At 44.9% G+C, this 18,168-nt stretch carries 18 protein-coding genes; 12 read left to right on the top strand and 6 right to left on the bottom strand.

What is annotated here, in order from left to right; all coding sequences use genetic code 11:
• The first annotated feature begins 3 nt into the window (after positions 1-3).
• The gene (fliJ, locus tag AACR11_RS18825) at positions 4-444 is read left to right on the top strand and encodes a flagellar export protein FliJ (RefSeq protein WP_005448699.1); all 441 of its coding nucleotides are present in this window, start codon (positions 4-6) and stop codon (positions 442-444) included.
• Here the strand turns inward: fliJ and AACR11_RS18820 are convergent.
• From AACR11_RS18820 to AACR11_RS18810, 3 genes are all read right to left on the bottom strand, one after another.
• Entirely contained in the window at positions 439-2,664 is a 2,226-nt protein-coding gene (locus AACR11_RS18820) for a sensor domain-containing phosphodiesterase (protein ID WP_029790767.1), read from the bottom strand. The two genes, fliJ and AACR11_RS18820, sit on opposite strands and share 6 nt — an antisense overlap.
• Positions 2,665-2,787: 123 nt before the next feature.
• The gene (locus tag AACR11_RS18815) at positions 2,788-3,816 is read right to left on the bottom strand and encodes a S1 family peptidase (protein WP_029790768.1); all 1,029 of its coding nucleotides are present in this window, start codon (positions 3,814-3,816) and stop codon (positions 2,788-2,790) included.
• 521 nt (positions 3,817-4,337) lie between these two features.
• Positions 4,338-5,228, bottom strand: coding sequence for a LysR substrate-binding domain-containing protein (locus AACR11_RS18810; RefSeq protein ID WP_029790769.1), 891 nt, complete (start codon positions 5,226-5,228; stop codon positions 4,338-4,340).
• Positions 5,229-5,359: 131 nt separating this feature from the next.
• Between AACR11_RS18810 and AACR11_RS18805 the strand changes: the two genes are divergently transcribed.
• The 6 genes from AACR11_RS18805 to AACR11_RS18780 all read left to right on the top strand — a co-directional run bounded on the left by AACR11_RS18805 (position 5,360) and on the right by AACR11_RS18780 (position 10,287).
• Positions 5,360-6,283, top strand: a complete 924-nt coding sequence (locus AACR11_RS18805) for a DMT family transporter (RefSeq protein WP_029790770.1) — start codon at positions 5,360-5,362, stop codon at positions 6,281-6,283.
• Positions 6,284-6,391: 108 nt separating this feature from the next.
• On the top strand, positions 6,392-6,832 hold the full coding sequence (locus AACR11_RS18800; protein ID WP_005448715.1) for an SRPBCC family protein: 441 nt from the start codon (positions 6,392-6,394) through the stop codon (positions 6,830-6,832).
• 87 nt (positions 6,833-6,919) lie between these two features.
• A complete protein-coding gene (locus AACR11_RS18795) occupies positions 6,920-7,672 on the top strand; it encodes a phosphatase (RefSeq protein WP_026138185.1) in 753 nt (250 codons plus the stop codon).
• Between the two features lie 100 nt (positions 7,673-7,772).
• Positions 7,773-8,162: a cytochrome b562 gene (locus tag AACR11_RS18790; protein WP_009697233.1), complete on the top strand. Its 390-nt coding sequence runs from the start codon at positions 7,773-7,775 to the stop codon at positions 8,160-8,162.
• A 173-nt stretch (positions 8,163-8,335) separates the two neighbouring features.
• On the top strand, positions 8,336-8,695 hold the full coding sequence (locus tag AACR11_RS18785) for a hypothetical protein (RefSeq protein ID WP_074051782.1): 360 nt from the start codon (positions 8,336-8,338) through the stop codon (positions 8,693-8,695).
• 152 nt (positions 8,696-8,847) lie between these two features.
• The gene (locus AACR11_RS18780; protein WP_079324994.1) at positions 8,848-10,287 is read left to right on the top strand and encodes a PepSY-associated TM helix domain-containing protein; all 1,440 of its coding nucleotides are present in this window, start codon (positions 8,848-8,850) and stop codon (positions 10,285-10,287) included.
• A gap of 48 nt (positions 10,288-10,335) precedes the next feature.
• Here AACR11_RS18780 and gloA2 read toward each other — a convergent pair whose 3' ends face one another.
• The 3 genes from gloA2 to AACR11_RS18765 all read right to left on the bottom strand — a co-directional run bounded on the left by gloA2 (position 10,336) and on the right by AACR11_RS18765 (position 12,211).
• Positions 10,336-10,719, bottom strand: a complete 384-nt coding sequence (gene gloA2, locus AACR11_RS18775; RefSeq protein ID WP_009697230.1) for an SMU1112c/YaeR family gloxylase I-like metalloprotein — start codon at positions 10,717-10,719, stop codon at positions 10,336-10,338.
• Between the two features lie 11 nt (positions 10,720-10,730).
• Positions 10,731-11,660 carry a LysR family transcriptional regulator gene (locus AACR11_RS18770; protein WP_029790772.1) on the bottom strand — a complete coding sequence of 310 codons (930 nt, stop codon included), beginning with the start codon at positions 11,658-11,660 and terminating at the stop codon, positions 10,731-10,733.
• Positions 11,661-11,737: 77 nt separating this feature from the next.
• Positions 11,738-12,211: a hypothetical protein gene (locus AACR11_RS18765; RefSeq protein WP_029790773.1), complete on the bottom strand. Its 474-nt coding sequence runs from the start codon at positions 12,209-12,211 to the stop codon at positions 11,738-11,740.
• Positions 12,212-12,488: 277 nt separating this feature from the next.
• On the opposite strand from AACR11_RS18765, the gene AACR11_RS18760 reads away from it, so the two are divergent.
• The 5 genes from AACR11_RS18760 (at position 12,489) to AACR11_RS18740 (ending at position 18,117) form a co-directional block, all read left to right on the top strand.
• Complete coding sequence (locus tag AACR11_RS18760) at positions 12,489-13,172, top strand: spondin domain-containing protein (protein ID WP_005448735.1); 684 nt, start codon at positions 12,489-12,491, stop codon at positions 13,170-13,172.
• Positions 13,173-13,181: 9 nt separating this feature from the next.
• Positions 13,182-13,877 (top strand): spondin domain-containing protein, encoded by a 696-nt coding sequence (locus tag AACR11_RS18755; protein ID WP_029790774.1) that lies wholly within the window; start codon positions 13,182-13,184, stop codon positions 13,875-13,877.
• Between the two features lie 146 nt (positions 13,878-14,023).
• Positions 14,024-14,755, top strand: a complete 732-nt coding sequence (locus tag AACR11_RS18750) for a response regulator transcription factor (protein ID WP_029790775.1) — start codon at positions 14,024-14,026, stop codon at positions 14,753-14,755.
• A gap of 40 nt (positions 14,756-14,795) precedes the next feature.
• A complete protein-coding gene (locus AACR11_RS18745; protein ID WP_005448741.1) occupies positions 14,796-16,169 on the top strand; it encodes a sensor histidine kinase in 1,374 nt (457 codons plus the stop codon).
• Positions 16,170-16,716: 547 nt separating this feature from the next.
• The gene (locus AACR11_RS18740) at positions 16,717-18,117 is read left to right on the top strand and encodes an aminotransferase class V-fold PLP-dependent enzyme (protein WP_005448743.1); all 1,401 of its coding nucleotides are present in this window, start codon (positions 16,717-16,719) and stop codon (positions 18,115-18,117) included.
• Positions 18,118-18,168 lie beyond the last annotated feature (51 nt).

Genomic DNA, 18,168 nt, shown 5'->3' with positions numbered 1-18,168 from the left:
AGCATGGAGTCCAAACTAAAAGCTGTTGGTAAGCTGCAGCAAATGGAAGAAAAGCAGCGTGATAGAGTGGGACAGCAGCTCGATGTGATGCGGCAGCGTCACTCTCATCTTGCGATGCAGCTAGAGCAGCTTTCTGAACTCAAAAACCATGCGGGTCAATCCGCCCTTGCAACACCTGTGCTTAATAGCGCGACGCTGATGAACTTAAATCGCGTTGATCACATGCTACAAAAAATGCTTCACCACCACGAACACGAACAAGCCGTGATGCAAGCAGAATGCGCTTCGGTACAAAAACACCTTGAGTACAAACATGCCCGAGTGCAGGGGCTAGAGAAAGTGTTGGAACGTTGGCGCAGTAAACAAAATTATGAGAAAGCCAAGAAAGAGCAGAAATTGATTGAAGACATCATCAATTCCCGCTTAAAACGCAAACCGCTATAAAGTTGCGAACTCTGGCGCTGGTAACTGTTCTTTCTTGTCTTGCTGGTCAAAGAGGTTCGCTAGGTAACGACTCAGCGGCATAGGCTTTGCGACGCCATAACCTTGTGCAAAGTTGATCCCCAAACTGCGTAATATCTCGCTATGTTCTGCGGTTTCTACGAACTCTGCGACGGTTTCTAAGTGCATTTCTTTCGCAACCGTCGCAATGGAACTGACGATCAATCGGTCGGTTTCACTCTTAGTGATTTCACGTACAAATGCCCCTTCAATCTTCAGAATATCTAATGGCAGGCGGCGCAAATAAGCAAAGCTAGCGTAACCAGTACCGAAATCATCAATTGCGACTTTACAGCCGAGTTTGCGTAACAAGCTTAAGGTTTCAATCGCTTGTTGTTCATTGATGAGTGCTGAAGATTCAGTAATCTCAAAGCAAATCTTTTCCAACGGTACATTAAAGCTTTTGGCACTCTCTATAATGCGAGAGGCTAGGTTTTCTGCACTTAGGGTTTTCGCGGTAAGATTGATCGCGCAATGCCCAATGTCATCCCAGTTTTTTACCTTGTCCCCAAGCATTCGAAACGTGTTGATTATCACCCAGTGGTCAAGTTTTATCTCTAATCCGAATTGGTTGATCAGAGGAAAAAATGCCGCAGGTGAGAGCACTTTTCCGTTTTGTTCTTTTAGGCGTAACAACACTTCAAAACTGTGCTTAGTTTCTTCGACACCTGAGAGCTTCATATATGGTTGGCAGAACAGTTCAAACTGCTCGCGCTTAAACACCTGTTGGATATGGTTGAGTTTATCGACGCGGTCCATTTCGAACGATTGTGCGTTAATCCAATGAATACTGCGATCGCTTTGAGGTGGTTGATCACACAAAATCGACACCACCTTTTCAATGTCTTGCCCGTGATGAACGACGGTACAAAATATCGTTGGCGAAACAAGAGCAACAGAGGTGCCACGCCAATAGAATTGAAAGCTCTCTAGGTACTCCACGACTTCTTGCAACTCTTCCTCTGCGAGGTCTGAGTAATGAGTAAAACTCAACAACCCTGTAGAGAAAGGTGGGCGGTAGCAGCGATTGATACTGTCGTTGCGAGAATAAAGAAACTCACTCAGTTGCATGATTAATTGCGATTTACCCTCATGACCGAGGTCTGTGAGCATAGAAAGCGTTGGCGTTAGATCAAGATAGAGCAACAGGGAATGGCGTTGACGACTGATGTCTTCTTTTAACTGGGCGATGTTGGACAAGCCTGAATACGGGTCAATCCGCTCTGAACGAATCTGTCTTTGTGTCATCTCGAACAGCTTCACTGAATAGCCACCGAGTAAATACGCCAAGGTAGTGAGCACGGTAATGATGATCAGCAAACCATAGAACTGTTTGTCACCAATTAAGCCTGCGTTGTAGTGGCTGATACTGTCATTAATGATCAATAAAATGAACGGCGCGCCAACAAACAGTGGGCGAATGAGTCCGTGCTTAGCTAAACCAATCACGACAAGAAGTACGGCAAAGAAGCTCAGCGAGTTGAGCATGAAAGAGGATGAAGAAAGTACCGCAGTAATAAAAATGGCAATACAGCTTACTAGCCATGTTATGTAGCCGCGGCAGCGAGAGTTTGAAACTCTTAAACGCTTGTCTAAGGCAAGATACGATTGTGTGTCGGTATCGGTGAGTAAGCTCACCATGACGTACAAAATAGGTGTCACCAACAACTGAGTTAAGTAATTCCCTAGTGTGGCATAGAACAAAAAGTCCGGACTTAGAAATTGACCATCAACAAAGGTGTTGACCAACATCATCTTGATCGTATTAGCGAACGGAAATAAGCACCCAATGACGACAAAGAATAAAGTGATCCTTTGCTCTGCGGGTTGATAGAGGGCACGGTTGTTGAGGTAATGAAACAAGCTAGAAAATGCGAAAGGCAACAATGGAACAGTGAAAGCGTAAAGCAACGCATGTTCGAGTGTTCTTCCGGTCCAAAAATAATAAGCGAATAACCCGAGTATTACTGCAGGCAATGCGCGCCATTGATAACGAAGAAAACTCACTATCATGACGGAGCTGACGGCAGAAATTAGCTGAAAGGAATCTTGCTCAATAACAAACATCTGCGACAGCGCAAAACCAGCAAACACGGACAATATGACGCCAAGAGTCAAAAACAGCATCGCTGAAATACGGCGACTCGATGCAGCATTATTCATGGACTTGATCTGAAAGTAGTTGGGTAGCCGATAATAACAGGATTATCGGCTTAAGATGTACTGGAAAATGATAAGTTTTAGAGTTTTTATTCTAAAAATTGTAAGTGAGGTTTAAAGCACGTGCTACAAGGGCTGACGGCGTCTGACCCAAGCGAATAAACTGCCAAGAGTGACCAGTCCGAAACCAAGTGAACCGCCACTGCTTTCACCACTGTTATTATTGCCAAAATCATTGCTGGTGGTGTCTTCCGGATCGAACCCTGAATCCCCTTCGCTATGGTAATCCTCGCTTTCAGCCAGAGTGGCGTTGTAGACCGTTTTTACTCCGGAACTGGTTTGCGCCTCGATCCAAGAAGTGTAATTGAGTACTTCTGTAAATACGCTAGGAATAGCGGGAGACTCGCAAACCGAAGATCCGTAGCTCACTATGCCGATTTGTTGATAATCCCCGTTGCTGTCTTGATAGGTCAAAGGACCACCAGAGTCTCCTGCACATATCCCAGTGTAAGTTCGGTTAGGGAAGCCATTAGCGCACAAGCTTTCTTGTGAGTTAAAGCCTGAAACAAGTGAGGCACACTGTAAATCTGTTAAGGGTTGGATTTCTGCCCAGCGTAGATAGTTAGGGCCTGATGTATCGTTCGTTGAGGTTTGTCCAAGCCCAAAGATTTGATATACCGTCTGCTCACTGTAGTCGCCAAAGTCCTGTGGTAGTGTGATGGATTGGACGTTGTCGGTAATTGGACGCGTGAGCTCCAAGACAGCAATATCGTTAATCCAAAGGTCATCTGGATCGTAGTTTGGATGAATGGTGATAGCTCGCACGTCTTTAAATTCTTCCACAAACACATCGTTCATGGTTGGGTTTTTTACCAACACGCGAAGATCGTTGATTGTCCATCCGCCAGTGAAGACACTCGGTTCGACACAGTGTGCTGCGGTCATGATGTACCTGTCATTAACGATGGTACCACCGCAAATGTTGGCAAACTGACTGGAACCCGTACGGTGTAAAATGACGCGTGCAAAGAAAGGGAGTTGGTTGGCTGTAGCTTGTTGTCCGCCAATAATAAAAGGTTTCACGTCAGGTGAACTGACTTCACCCATCGTTTCGGCTGAGCTAGAAAGTGGGGCAATGAGAACAACGCCACTCATAAAGAAATGATACAATCTCATAAAGCCATCCTTGGATTTCAAAAGCACTCTTTTTACTTTATACCAATTCCGGCATTAATCTATTCACTCGTGATGCAAATAAATCCACGTTATACCCAAGTAACGTCGAGATGCTAGGTTCAGCGAGAATGACTTGGTTTGTAGACGCGACGGCGATTTAAAGGTTTAGTGGGTCTAAATCAAGAATCGACAACAAAGTATACAAGCCAAGGCCCTTACTATTTACAAAGAGTGCCCTTTGGGAGCGTGTCTTCGACTCGTTTTTTAGTCAAACAAAAGGCTGCGTCAAACAACTTGGAAAGAGCTAGCTATTACACTGCGTTGTTTTCCTTACTCTCGAATCAATGATAACGCTCTGAATCCTGCACCGTGAAGTCACTTGGGTATAAAGTCGATTATCTCAATTTAATGTTCAATCGATTGCACCTTTGTGCTGGCGAAACTTTAGGTTCAATACAAATCGTGTGATCGCTGCTCTAGCACACGGGCATGTTGGCGTATCAGCTAAACTCTTGTCTTAGCCAAGACCTCAGTAAATGAAAGGCTTCCTGTTTGAGTTTGTGTGGTGGGCAAGCAAAGTAAAACTGCTGGTATGGGTTGACCACAGGCTCGCCCAATTCCACCAATTGCCCGTATTTGATGTCATCTTTGACAAATAGACGATGGGTTACCAATAACCCCAAACGTCTTGTCGTTGCTTGCACCGCTTGAATGGACATATTGAAGGTCATTGGCTTTTTATTGGTAGGTCGCAGTAATCCTGTCTCTTCTTCCCAAACTTGCCAGTCATGCTTTCGGCGATCGTTAGTGACTTCAATGATGGGGTAAGTTGATAGCAGCTGTTGAATGTCTCGGTTATCAGGCTGTTCTAGTAACTCGGGACTGCACACCAACACTAGCTCATCCTCACTCAGCTTTTCACAATAGTAATCTTGCCACTCTTGAGGACTGCCATGCACGACCGCAGCGTCAATCCCCTCTTGCTCTAAGCTAAACAATCCCACCAAATTAGACAGACGAACATCCAACTGAGGGGCGTAATCTTGCAAGCTCGACATGCGAGGGATCCACCAATGCAAAGCAAGTGAGTTAACCATATTGAGCGTAATACGCTTGGAGTTTTGATCGTGAATCAAAGCTTCAGTAGCATCGACGATTTGCTCCAACGCAGGCGCCACTTTGCGATAATACTTTTTACCATCATTGTTGAGTCTGACTTGGCGACCAATGCGATCAAACAAAGGTTTATTGACCTGACCTTCTAACGATTTGATGGCTTGGCTCACCGCAGAGTGGCTCACAGAGAGTAGGTGGGCGGCTTCTGTCATGCTGCCTGTCTCCGCTACAGCGACAAATGCGTAGATGGATTTTAGTGGGACTAATTTGCGCATACTGCTTCGGCTCTCTCTATGAACTGGATTTAATTTAACTTGTAAGTTTTACTTACATTAGCGTTTAAAAATACTCGCTATTTATCACTAACGCCTTTTCCTAAAATACTCCGTGAATTAAGGAGTATCCAATGAAAGAAGAAAATAAACCCGTCATCTTTATGTTGATGTCGACATTAAGCTTATCTGTTACAGGGCTGTTAGCAAAGCAGCTCAGTGATGATTTATCCGTGACCATGTTCAGTTTTTTACGCTTCTTTACTCCAGCTCTCATTTTATTGGTCATGCTGCGCTTTAAGAATCTGACTTTGCCTACTGCAGGTACTATTAAACCAATTGTTCTGCGTGCTCTTTTCATCGCAATGTGTCAGTTGTGTTTCATTGCTTCTTTGCAAACGCTCACCTTGGTTGAAGGGGTTGTACTGTTCGCAACTGGACCACTGTTTATGCCCATCGTCGAGAAGCTGTTTATGCGTGGTCAGATTCGAATGTCGACTATCGTAGCGCTCGTTATGGCGTTTTCAGGTGTGATTTTATTGGCGGGTGCAGATGGCGAGTTTACATGGCGTATCGATTTGCTCTTGGGGTTAGCTGGTGGGCTGTTTAACTCGGGTTCTCAATTGACGCTCTACAAAGCAAGTAAGAGTGGTCTATCACCACTAGAAATCAATTTTTGGACCTTCGGCACAGCGGCACTGCTTATCTTGCCACTCGTGTTCGTGAATGATGCGAGTATGTTGGTTAATTCCCTATCGATAAGCACTTTTGAAACGCCCAATACTGCACTCGTATTTTTGATGTCGTTACTCATTATTAATACGCAAGTATTCCGTTCCAAAGCGTACCAGCTTGCAAGCAGTGGTTCGCAGCTTGCACCGCTGATATTCACCAATCTGTTGTTTACCGCAGTATGGCAATGGACCTTCTTTGACGACCAAATGAGTCATAGCCAAGTTGCAGGAGTGAGTTTGATTGTGTTAGCGACGGTATTGAATACCTGTTGGGTTAGGTTCTCGGCACGCCGCGTACATGTACTGCGAGCTAAAACACCTTAAGGGGAGGTTTAGCCTAGCAAGCTGTGACAAATGAAGTGTAAACGTCAGTGACTGTTTGATTTTTAATCAGAATGAGCTAGCGTCAAGAAAGGTGCAGGGAGAGAAAACATGCTGACTTTAAACTATCACGTCGAGATTGCCGCAACACCTCAGCGCGTATGGAGCGTGCTGACCGATGTCGAACTATACAAACGATGGGCACAAGCCTTTTCGCCTCAGTCTCAATTTGATGGCGCATGGGAAGAAGGTTGTGACATGACCTTTTTTGACCCAGACATGGGCGGAACGAGAGCGATAATTGACACAGTACAGCCGCTACAAAAACTGGAGTTTCATCATGTTGCCATTTTTAACCCAGATAATCGGCAGCAATTGGATGGAGACTTAGCGTCAAAGTGGATCGGATCGCGAGAGATCTATCAGATCGATACTTTGGAGGATCGCTTATTGCTGAGTATAACCATTCACACTCATAGTGATTTTGTGTCGATGTTCAACCACGGCTGGGAGAAGGCTCTGCCTTTGATCAAAACCATCAGCGAAGAATAGGGTGAGGTTGCAAGCTAAGATTGGGCTGACGACAGGTGACTTGTGGGTATACAATAGCCGCCAATTTGCGCACCAAGAGAGTTGATGATGGAATTTAAGGTTGATACCCACACGCATACGTACGCCAGTGGTCACGCATACAGTACGTTGATTGAAAACGCGAAATCGGCAAAAGAGAACGGGCTTGATATGTTCTGTACGACCGATCACGCTGAATCAATGCCGGGTGCGCCTCATTACTGGTTTTTCTCTAACCAGAAAATTCTGCCTCGTTTTCTTGAGGGGGTTGCGATCATTCGTGGCGTTGAATCTAACATCATGAACACTCAAGGTGATATCGACATTCCCGACAGCGTTGATCGAAATTTGGATTGGGTGATTGCCAGTTTTCATGAGCCAGTATTCCGCCCTGCAGATAGTGCCACGCACACGGAAGCGTTGTTGAATATCATCAAAAATGGTCGTGTTGATGCGTTGGGTCACTTAGGTAACCCGAACTTTGACTTTGATTTTGAAGCTGTGCTGAAGTGCGCTAAAGAGCACAATGTAGCGATTGAAATTAACAACACCACTCTGAAGGGCAATAGCCGCGTCGGTAGTGTAGACCGCTGCCATGAGATTGCACAAATCGGCAAAGAATTGGGTGTATTTTTCACTACCGGCAGCGATGCACACTTCTGCCATGATGTGGGTAATCTTAGCTTAGTCGGCGAGTTAATGGACAGAGTGGGTATCGACAGTAGCAAAGTTATTACTCACTCAGCACAACAATTCTTAGCCTTCTTAGAGTTGCGCGGTCGTAAGCCAATCGCAGAGTATGACGAGATTCGCAACGCATAAACTTGATTACACTTTTGGTTATGCAAGTGTTAAGGGATTGCTTTACACTGCTCGCATTAAAAAGCCGACTCAGAATTCGGCATTCAATGGAGAAGTGAAGATGTTACGTCCTTTAATACTGGGGTGTGTGATTGCGTTAGGCTCAACTTATGCAATGGCAGAAGCCGTCGATTTAAAACAAAACATGAAGCAGATGAAGATGGAATTCAAACAGGCGGCGGAAGCGTCTGATGTTGAAACCATGAAATCTGCGATTGATAGCTTGCAAGCGATCGTCGAACAATCTAAGCGTGGTAATTACCCACCAGAGAAGTTTGATATCTACCTAGAAGGCTTTAACAAGTTGACGGTAACGCTAGATAAGATTGAAGCTGATCTTGATGCGGGCAAGCTACAAGAAGCGAAAGATCAATTACGTGAAATCGATAGTCTACGCGAAGAGTACCACGATAAGCGTAACCCAAGTATTTGGAGCAAGCTGTTTAGCTAACCGTTTATCCAACTTGAAAAGATGACCATCAGCCTGCCACTTCGGCGGGCTTTTTTGTGCCTGTCAATCACAGTATTCAAGAAAACCTGTGAGGTAGCAGCCACTTATGAATCCTCTTTTTGAGCTAGCACTCAGAATTGGTTACGCTATGTGAAATTTGTTAAGTCACCGTTATGCGTAGATTAATTCCTTTTTACCGCTCCATGTTATTTGCTAGTGCTCTAAGTTGGGTACTAGTAACACTGATGCCTGTTATCAATGCTCATGGTAACAGCATGGGGGTGTGGGCGACGCTATGTACACTGAACGGTTTTGAGTTGGTGCAGATAGAAGAGGGCGACAACTCCGTCAGCCACAAAGGTAAGCCTTGTCCGTTCAGCCACTTCTCGACTTTTCATCACGATACACTTCCAACGACACCGATACTCTCAAGATTGAGCTTGGTCGTTTCTGACAGCTACACTTATTTGGCTCTAAGTGTGCGATTTGAAACGCCAGTTCCTCGTGCTCCCCCAATTTCCTTTTTCTCATAACAAAAACAATTACAAGTAAATAAAGCCAACAACACTGCCATTCGAGCAGTGGTACTCCCGAATCTAAGTCAAATGACGTCACATACCGATGAGTATGTTCAGGATGCGTTTGACTGAATTTGGGTGTTCACAATGAAAAAAGGAAAATACACATGTTGAGAAACTCGGCAAAGCCTCAACTCAAGGAAGCTTCACGCGAAAAGTCCATCTATTTTATGACGTGGCGATGGCACTTCTACGCAGGTTTATTCGTTATTCCATTTATGTTGATGCTCTCCCTTACGGGGTTAGTGATGCTGTTTGATGATGAAATCGAACTGGCTCGATATGAGGCAACGTTGCACGTTATACCGCAAGAGCAAACCGTTCCTGTCTCTAGACAGTTAGACGCGGTAAAGCAGGCGTATCCCGATTTTAATATCACCCAATTTGTGCCTGCAAAAACATCTGATATCGCCAACCGATTCTCGATTCAAAATCAAGAAGGCAGCTCATTGATTGTTGCTGTGAACCCATACTCCGGAGAAGTACAAGGGACGATTAACCGTGGTGATAGCATCTATGAACTGATGAATAACATCCATGGCACTTTGCTTATTGGTGATTTGGGTGATCGGTTAATAGAAATCGCCGCCAGTTTAGGCATTTTACTGTTGGTGTCTGGTTTGTACCTGTGGTTACCAAGAGACAACGCAAGTCGTGCTGGCTTTTTGAAAATTCGTTTTGGCAGTGGAACTCGTATTTTGATGCGAGATCTGCATGCGAATTTAGGCGGTGTGCTATCAATTGTTCTGTTGTTCTTTTTGATTTCAGGTCTGTCTTGGGCTGGGATATGGGGCGCGAAAATGGTGCAAGCTTGGAATACCTTCCCAACCTATTACACATGGGGTGAGAAACCAGAGTCGACACTGATACACAAAGACCTGAATCATGGTGCATCAGAAGAGGTGCCATGGAACTTAGAGCTTGCTGCTGTGCCACAGTCGAAAGATAAACCAGCTCATGATCACGCCAACATGAAGGAAGAATCGGCTTATGCAGGCAGTCATGATGCACTATCTATTGATGATATCGTCCACAAGGAAGAAATGATGGGTTTTACTGGCTATAAGCTATTTTTGCCACGCTCTGAGACAGGTGTTTACACCGTGGCTGCTAACTCAATGGGCGGTGATATTTCCGATCCAAGACAAGATCGCACCAGTCACTTTGACCAATATTCCGGTCGCTTGTTGGTGGACGTCACATGGCAAGATTACAGTTTGTTTGCCAAGTTCATGGCGGCAGGCGTGTCATTGCACCAAGGCGATGTGAGTGTATTGAACAAAGTGCTCAACGTGGTGTTCTGTCTGGCGTTCATTTTAATCTCAATCACAGGGGTTGTGATGTGGTGGATTCGTCGACCAAGTCGCAGTGCTGCATTAGGGGCGCCACCTAAATTTCAACAAGACGGCATTTGGAAGCTTGGTTTAGTAACGTTGGTAGTATTGTGTTTGGCGTTTCCGATGGGCGGTTTGGCAATTGTTACCGTTCTCGCACTGGATTGGCTGTTGTTCAACCGCGTCGAGAAGCTGAAAACGGCGTTGAACTAGCAAGAGACGAGTAAAATAGTAAAAGAGCCAGCGAATTGCTGGCTCTTTTTATTTCTGATAAATCTCCAGCGGCAAGCCATCTGGATCTTGGAAGAAGGTAAATGCTTTGCCTGTGAACTCGTCAATGCGAATTGGCTCAACTTCAACGTCATTCGATTCGAGGTAGGCTTTTACTTGATCAACATCATCAACCAAAAACGCGAGATGTCTCAACCCTTGTGCTTCGGGAAAGCTTGGTCTATTCGGTGCGCCCGGAAAGCTAAACAGCTCAACTTGGCTTCCATCAGGTAGAGCAAGGTCGAGCTTGTAAGAGTCTCTAGCTTCACGATAATTTTCAGCAATGACTTTTAGCCCCAAGACTTGGGTGTAAAAGTGTTTTGATGTTGGGTAATCGCTGCAAATGATGGCGACGTGGTGAATGGCATTAAACATGGTTAGTCTCTTCAAACATGGTTAGCCTCTCCGGAGACTAAGTGCTCCTTAACGAAGTCAATAAACACGCGCAGGCGAGCAGGCATGTATTTGGTTTGTGCATACTGCATCGCGATAGCGCCGTGGTAGTTACTTTTGATCATCCAATCAGACAGAACCTCTACCACTTCTCCTCGTTCTAACGCGTCTTTAATCACGAAGTCGTGGAAGATTCCAATTCCCAAGCCAGACTTAACCCCGTTCAAGCGCATTTGAGAGTGGTTAACGGCGTAGCGTCCACTCACGGCAATAGAGTGGAAAGCTTCTTCTTTAAAGAAAGACCAGATGTTGTCTTTGTCGTTTTCAGCAAGATAAATACAATCGTGCTGCTCAAGTTCAGTCGGATGCTCTGGCATACCGTGTTTGGTAAGGTAATCTGGAGAGGCACACAAAACAAGATTGGTCTTGCTGATCTCTTTGAGTACCAGATTCTCATCGGGTTTGTCGGTGAGCTTAAATGCTACGTCGATACCTTGGCGAAAAAGATCAATCTCACCATCAGCAGCACGTAGCTTGAGCTGAATGTTTGGGTAGCGATCTAGGAATGGCAACACAAATGGTTGAAGCACCGAGTTAAGAAACGCTTCGGGTGCAGCCACTGTGAGTGCACCCGTGGGCTCGGTATGATCTTCCGCCGATAATTCAACCGCTTGCTGCGCCGCATTCACCATGGCGATGCTTTGGTCGTAAACCTTTTGCCCGGCTTGAGTGATGATCAACTTGCGAGTCGTTCGCTCGAACAGTTTCACTGAGAGGGCTTGTTCTAACCGTGTGATCAACTTACTTAAAGCCGATGGCGTCACGCCAAGCTGTTTGGCTGCAGCGGTAAAACTACCCTCGTTTACCACTAAGATAAACGAAGCAAGATCAGGGAGTAGGGCAATGAGTTTTGGGTTAACCATATTTGTTCAGTTCTGCGCAGCGGAATAACGGTATTGTCTGGTACGGTTTTGTTCGGTTCAAGTGTCACCGTCTCGCTTTAGCGATATTTTGCTAAGAAGGCATTCAGGGCAGGCAAGCCAGATTCACCAATATGGTAGTGCTGCCAACAGTGATAAATGGCTGTTTCATGGTCCGCAATCAACTCGATAGCTTCTCGCTCAGCGATTGAATACTGCTGTGAAGCTTTCATTTCTTCATGCCACTCTCGATACTTGACCTCATAAGGTTCTACCCACTTCCGAAGAGTTGCCACCAACTCCAGCCATGGCAACTCTATCCACTTGGTTGCGTCTGCCAAGCCTTTATCAAGCATCTCTTGGTGTCGGCTTTCGATATCCATGCCATTTGCTAGTAATACAGGCTTGAGCTTTTCTGCGGTGAGCTCTTCTACTTCAATCAAGGTTTGCCACAGCGTTTGTTGTTCACCATGGGCGTAATGGTTCAAGTAGTGATTGAAAAAAGTGATGCCGTAGATTTCGCCATAGTAAGCAGCCAGTACGTTATGAATCATGCTGAGAATCGTGATTTAAACAGGGAATACCGCATTGTAGGAGGGGAGTACACGAAGTGTAAATAGCTGATTAAGAGTAAAAATCGCTGCTGAAAAAATCGAACAGAACTTGTGAGAATTTTATGAGAATTCGATGAAGTTGCTGATAGATTTGTTCGTCATTCTTAGAGGCAAGAACGCAAAACGTAATGCTTAACCTACTCAAGTTACAAACAAAGAAGTAAAGCCGTAAACATGGGCTTGAGTAGTTCAACCCTCATTAAAGGATGGAATCACAATGAAAAAACGTACCCAACTCGGACTCGTCATGACTTCAGTCGCTATGGCACTAGGCTCTGCATCAGTGAATGCAGCAGAACTGGAAATCACCGTGACTAACGCGACAAAAGGCATTTACTTTACGCCACTGATTGTCGCAGCGCATGGCTCTGATCTTAAGATGTTCAGAACCGGTGAAGCCGCTACCCCAGAGTTAGAAGCAATGGCGGAAGGTGGTGACATCTCGGGTCTTGCTAGTGTCATTGGTAATGCTGGTGGTGTTGTGGTTGAGAACCCGGCTGGTGGTATTTTGAATCCGGGTGTCGCAACCACCTTTACCATGAACAGTGGTGATCATGGATACTTGTCTCTTAGTGCGATGCTTCTGCCAACCAATGATGGTTTCGTGGGGCTAGATAGCTGGAAAATCCCAACGGAAGCTGGCACATACCGAGCAACGCTAAGAAGTTATGATGCAGGCACAGAAGCCAATGATGAACTTAAAGGTAGCATGCCAAATCCACCTTTCATTACCTTTGGTACAGGCGGCACCGGTGTTGAAGCGGCAGTGACTAATGACAAAGTTCACGTGCATCCGGGTAACCTTGGTGATAGCGATCCAACTGGCGGCATCAGTGACCTAGACAGCAGCAGCCATCGTTGGCTGAACCCAGTTGCAACCATCACAATTGTTGTGAAGTAAGGGGGATGTATGAAATACAGAATCTTACTCGTAGCAGCTTCAGTCGGCTTACTCGCCGGTTGTCCAAGCGATGATGATAATGATGTGGTGAAGTCATACCGTTACACGATTAACGTTGCAAACTTGACCGCGAATCAACCAATGTCGCCACTTGCGATTTTGGCTCACAACGACAAATACAAATTGTTTGAAATTGGCAAAAGCGCTTCTGTTGAGCTTGAGCATCTTGCAGAAGGGGGCAGCAATGCCGAGCTGTTAGCGCTAAAGGATTCCAATGACTATGTCTACCAAACGTTGTCAGGTAATGGTTTAGTGCTTCCTGGTTCAAGTGATTCCGTAACCTTTACAGTTGACCCACACAAAGCGGGCTACGTTTCAGTCGCTTCCATGTTTGTGAACACCAACGATGCGTTTGTTGGGGAAACGGGTCTATCGCTTAAATCATTGGCGGTGGGAGAAAGCTACGAAATGAGCATGAACGTTTGGGATTCCGGCACGGAATTGAACGATGAACTTGCAGCCACCATTCCGGGACCTGCAGGCGGTGGTGAAGGCTTTAATGCTACTCGTAACGACACAAATGACGTAGTGGCGTTTCACGCTGGAGTGGTAAGTAAAGATGATGGTTTAGCCAATTCTGCGCTTTCTGCGAACCATCGCTTCCTGAATCCTGGAGCGAAACTCACTATCACCCGAGTCGAGTAATACAGGCTCCGATGGCGTCTCCTTTCCAAAGCGCTTGTAGCCGAGCGCTTTAACCCTCATGGCGTCATCGGAACCTTTTTTGAAAGAAATTCCGATTTGTTCCGGTCATGTGCAAAGTGAGGATTCTCAGACGCAGGGAAAGGACCATGGAACAGCAGGCAATCAATTTAGTCGCGAACATTTTGCTGGTAGAAGACGATGATGATTTGGCAGAACTGGTTCAAATGCATCTCAAGTTTCAAGGACACCAAGTGTTGCGGGTAACGAATGTCGCCGAAGCCAAAGCGCAATACCAACAACAACCTTTTGATTTACTCATTCTTGACCGAGGTTTGCCAGATGGTGACGGCTTAGATATCTGCCATTATTTACGTCAGCAACAAGATTGGAGCCCTGTGCTCATGCTGACTGCCAGAGATGGTGAGATGGATAAAGTGGATGGTTTGGAGGCGGGTGTGGATGACTACATTACCAAGCCGTTTAGCGTATTAGAATTTCAAGCTCGAGTACGCAATGTATTGCGACGGGTAAGTCAAACCGTTGAAGTACAAGTTGAAAGAAGTGAACTTGAAGATAGCATGGATTTTGGTCCATTAAGAATTATTCCAGAATTGCATCAGGTATCCCTAAATGACAAGGATGTCATTCTTACCGCGACAGAGTTTACCTTGCTGCAATTCCTCGCGACACGCCCAGGTAGAGTCTACAGTAAAGATGAATTACTCGACCATGTGTGGAATACCAGCCATTCCGGTTATCATCATACGGTGTGTAGCACCATCAATCGCCTACGTAGCAAGTTGTCTTTGTCTGACTCTGATCATCATTTTATCCAGACGGTATGGGGCGTGGGGTACAAGTTTCAACCGCGACAGTAGCTTTACTACCCGAGTAATGACTGATTAAGGAGGCGCTAGGATGAGCTTCAAATCTCGCTTAGTGGTGTTCACGAGCCTATGGTTTTGTTTAGCAGCAGCCGTTATTGCATTAACGTACAATTGGCAAAAAGAGACCATTGAATTACGCACTAAACAGAGTCTGCACAAAGAGCTGGCAAGCCACATGCGTGATGATAATCCGTTGATGATAGGTACGGATTACAACCCGAAAGCGCTTAAATCCATCTTTCATACCCTTATGTTGATTGGTCCGGATTTCGAAATTTACTTTCTTGATAGCCAAGGCAACATCACTACCCATGCAGCACCAGAAGGTGCAGAGATCATGGGTAAGGTAGATCTTAACCCAATTAAACGATTCTTGAATGACGAGCCATTCCCCATCTTAGGCGAAGATCCTCGTAATCGTGGCGAGCACAAAGTGTTTTCCGTAGCAGCGATTGAGGAACTCGGCTCAACCGTGGGTTATCTCTATGTAGTCATTGGCAGTACCAGACATGATGCGATTGCCAACGCCCAAGTAGACACACCTTATATCGCGCTCGCTGGGTTAGTTTTAGTGTCTATTTTAGGCTTTGCATTAGGTGCTTATGTGTTAGTGAAACGCAGTTTATTGAACCCGATTGAGCGTGTGACCAATCAGCTTCAACAACAAGCAGAACATGATTTCCGCCTGCAACCCGATTTTACGCGCCAAGTTCCGGAATTAGTACCGATAGCAAATTCCTATCAGATGATGGCGAAGCATATCCAGCAACAGTTTTTGCAGTTGGAGTATCAATCGTCTCATCGTCGTCAAAGCTTATTGCAGCTCAGTCATGATTTAAAAACACCGTTATCGAGCGTTCTTGGCTATTTGGAAACGTGGCGTTTGCAGCATCCGGAATCCGACCCTTTGATTGACGTCGCTTTCAGAAACTGTGAGAAGCTGTCTACGCAATTGCACTCTTTGTTGGACGTAGCTCGAAAAGAAGCTCCCATGCCGAATTACGAGTATCGACCAGTGGATCTTGGAGCCTTGATGGCAGAGTGCGCCGAGACGATGCAAAGCCAGTTTGCTCGAAAAGAAGTGCTGCTAAAAATAGACGTCGATAACGAAATTCAAACCGTGGGTGATAAAGGTCTTTTAGAGCGGTTGGTGCTTAACTTGCTTGAAAATGCGCTGCGCCACAGTCCAATGCGTTCTGAAGTACATTGTCATGCTCATTTGAGTGACGATAAATCAAGAATTCATTTTGCCTTTATTAACCATATTGAAGAAGAAGCACAGGGAGGCTCGCTAGGTATTGGGACCAAGATTGTACAGTCGATACTCATGTTGCATCACAGTTATCTAGAGACCAGCAGCACACCATCTCAATATCAACAAAAGTTCACATTACGAGCCGTTTAATCTATCTATACCCAAGCCATTCTCGCTGAATGAAGTGTCTCGAGATTACTTGGGTATAGCTACCGCCACCTTCCTCTTGCTTACTTTCCCTTTCTGTTCATCGAACAAATCTACTGTTTAAATAGAATTTTTCGCTTAATAATTCGTCATGATTGTTATTTCAACAAACGAATGATAGCGCTGATGAATTAAATTTATTCTATTACATATTTGACGTGCTAGAACTTAATATTAACCTTGCTATCTAATTTTTTTCGTAAATATTACAACTCACGCTTTTTTATGATTTTTACATTATAAAATTAATTTCTATTTATATTAGAGTTAGGTGTTTTAGTGAATATTGTAATATGCGTTTAGTTGTTTATTTTTATAGTAAAGAACTGTTGCTTATATCATCAAATGAAATAAAAAAATGGAACTAAAGTCACTTAATTGCCGCCGAAAAATCTAAACAGGGAATCTATTTGGTAATAATGTTTAAGTAACAGTTAGTTACGGATTCATAATTAATAATATGGCTAAACTTCCGACAAGGATCGAAAAGATGAGCGACAAGGAATCTATTAAGACTAATCGCAGCCGCCGCAATTTTTTAAAAGGTGCAACTGGTGCAGTTGTGGCTGGCGTCAGTGCTTCGGCGTTTTCTGGTGCTGTTCAAGCAAAGGAACAGAATATCGATTGGAGCAGACTAGGTAAAAGAAATGAAAGACGCCTCTGGCGTAAAGTTCGAAAGCAGTTCGTTTTGGATAAGCGAACGACTTATATGAACATCGGTACTACGGGCTCAATGCCAAGACATGTTCTTGAAGGGTATGAGGACAACAACAAACTGGTTGCGAAATACCCGTGGGACATGAAGAATAAATTTGGTTCATGGCCTTATGTGTCTGAAATGGTGACGCAAGTTGCACCGGGCTTTGGTGCAAATGCGGATGAAATCATCTTGAGTCGTAACACTACTGATGGTCTATGCTCTATCATCAACGGTCTTCACTTCGAGCCGGGCGATGTGATCTTAACCACTCATCACGAACACGTTGCGGCGACGTCCCCTATGAACGTTGCCAAGCATCGATTTGGTGTGGATGTCGTAGAGATTCAACTTCCTGTCTTCACTGGTACAGAAGATGTGACAGAAGAAGACTATATTCAAGCGTTCAGCGATGCGATTCAAGCACATCAAAATGTTCGGTTAATCGTGTTCTCTCATATCACCTACAAAACTGGCACAACACTTCCAGCGAAAGCCATTTGTTCTTTGGCTAAGCAACATCGAATCCCGACCTTAGTTGACGGTGCGCACACTGTGGGTATGTTCGATCTTGATTTCCATGACATGGACTGTGATTTCTATGCAGGTTCTGGTCATAAATGGCAGTGTGGTCCGGGCGCTACGGGTATCTTATATGTACGTGACAACGGTAAACGCTTAAATGAGTACTGGAGCGATCGTGAAAACCCATTGTGGTTGATTAACTCTTCTTTATCTCATGCAGATTACCTAGGTAAGCAGTTACAAATGCAGTACATTGGTAATGACAACTACCCAGCAAAACAAGCACTTGCTGACAGCTGTAAGATGTGGGATGAAATTGGTCGCGATCGAATTCAAGAACGCATCTTGGAGTTAAGTGAGTTATGTAAGGTGCTGCTTAGCGAAGCGTTACCTGAGGCGCAAATGTACTCGCCAAACGTTGAGGGCTTAACTAGCGGTCTGACTACGTTTAACCCGTTTTTTGATGTAACAGATGAAGAACGACTAACGCAGTTCCGTGATCGTCTTCGTGAAGATTATGGTTACATCATCCGTACAACAAGCTTCAAGTTGTACAAGGATGATTCGTACGAAACACATGCGTTGCGCATTTCGACTCATTTATTCCATGATGAGAGAGATGTAGAAGGTCTGGTTGAAGCCATTGCGGATCTTTATTACTCGTTCTAATGTTGTTTATCGTCAAAGCGCCCATGTTTGGGCGCTTTGTTAAAGAGAGGG

Source organism: Vibrio sp. L85, assembly GCF_963871815.1.
Taxonomy (GTDB): domain Bacteria; phylum Pseudomonadota; class Gammaproteobacteria; order Enterobacterales; family Vibrionaceae; genus Vibrio; species Vibrio harveyi.
The sequence above is the reverse complement of the archived record's forward strand: the minus strand, read 5'-3'. Positions and strand labels throughout refer to the sequence as shown.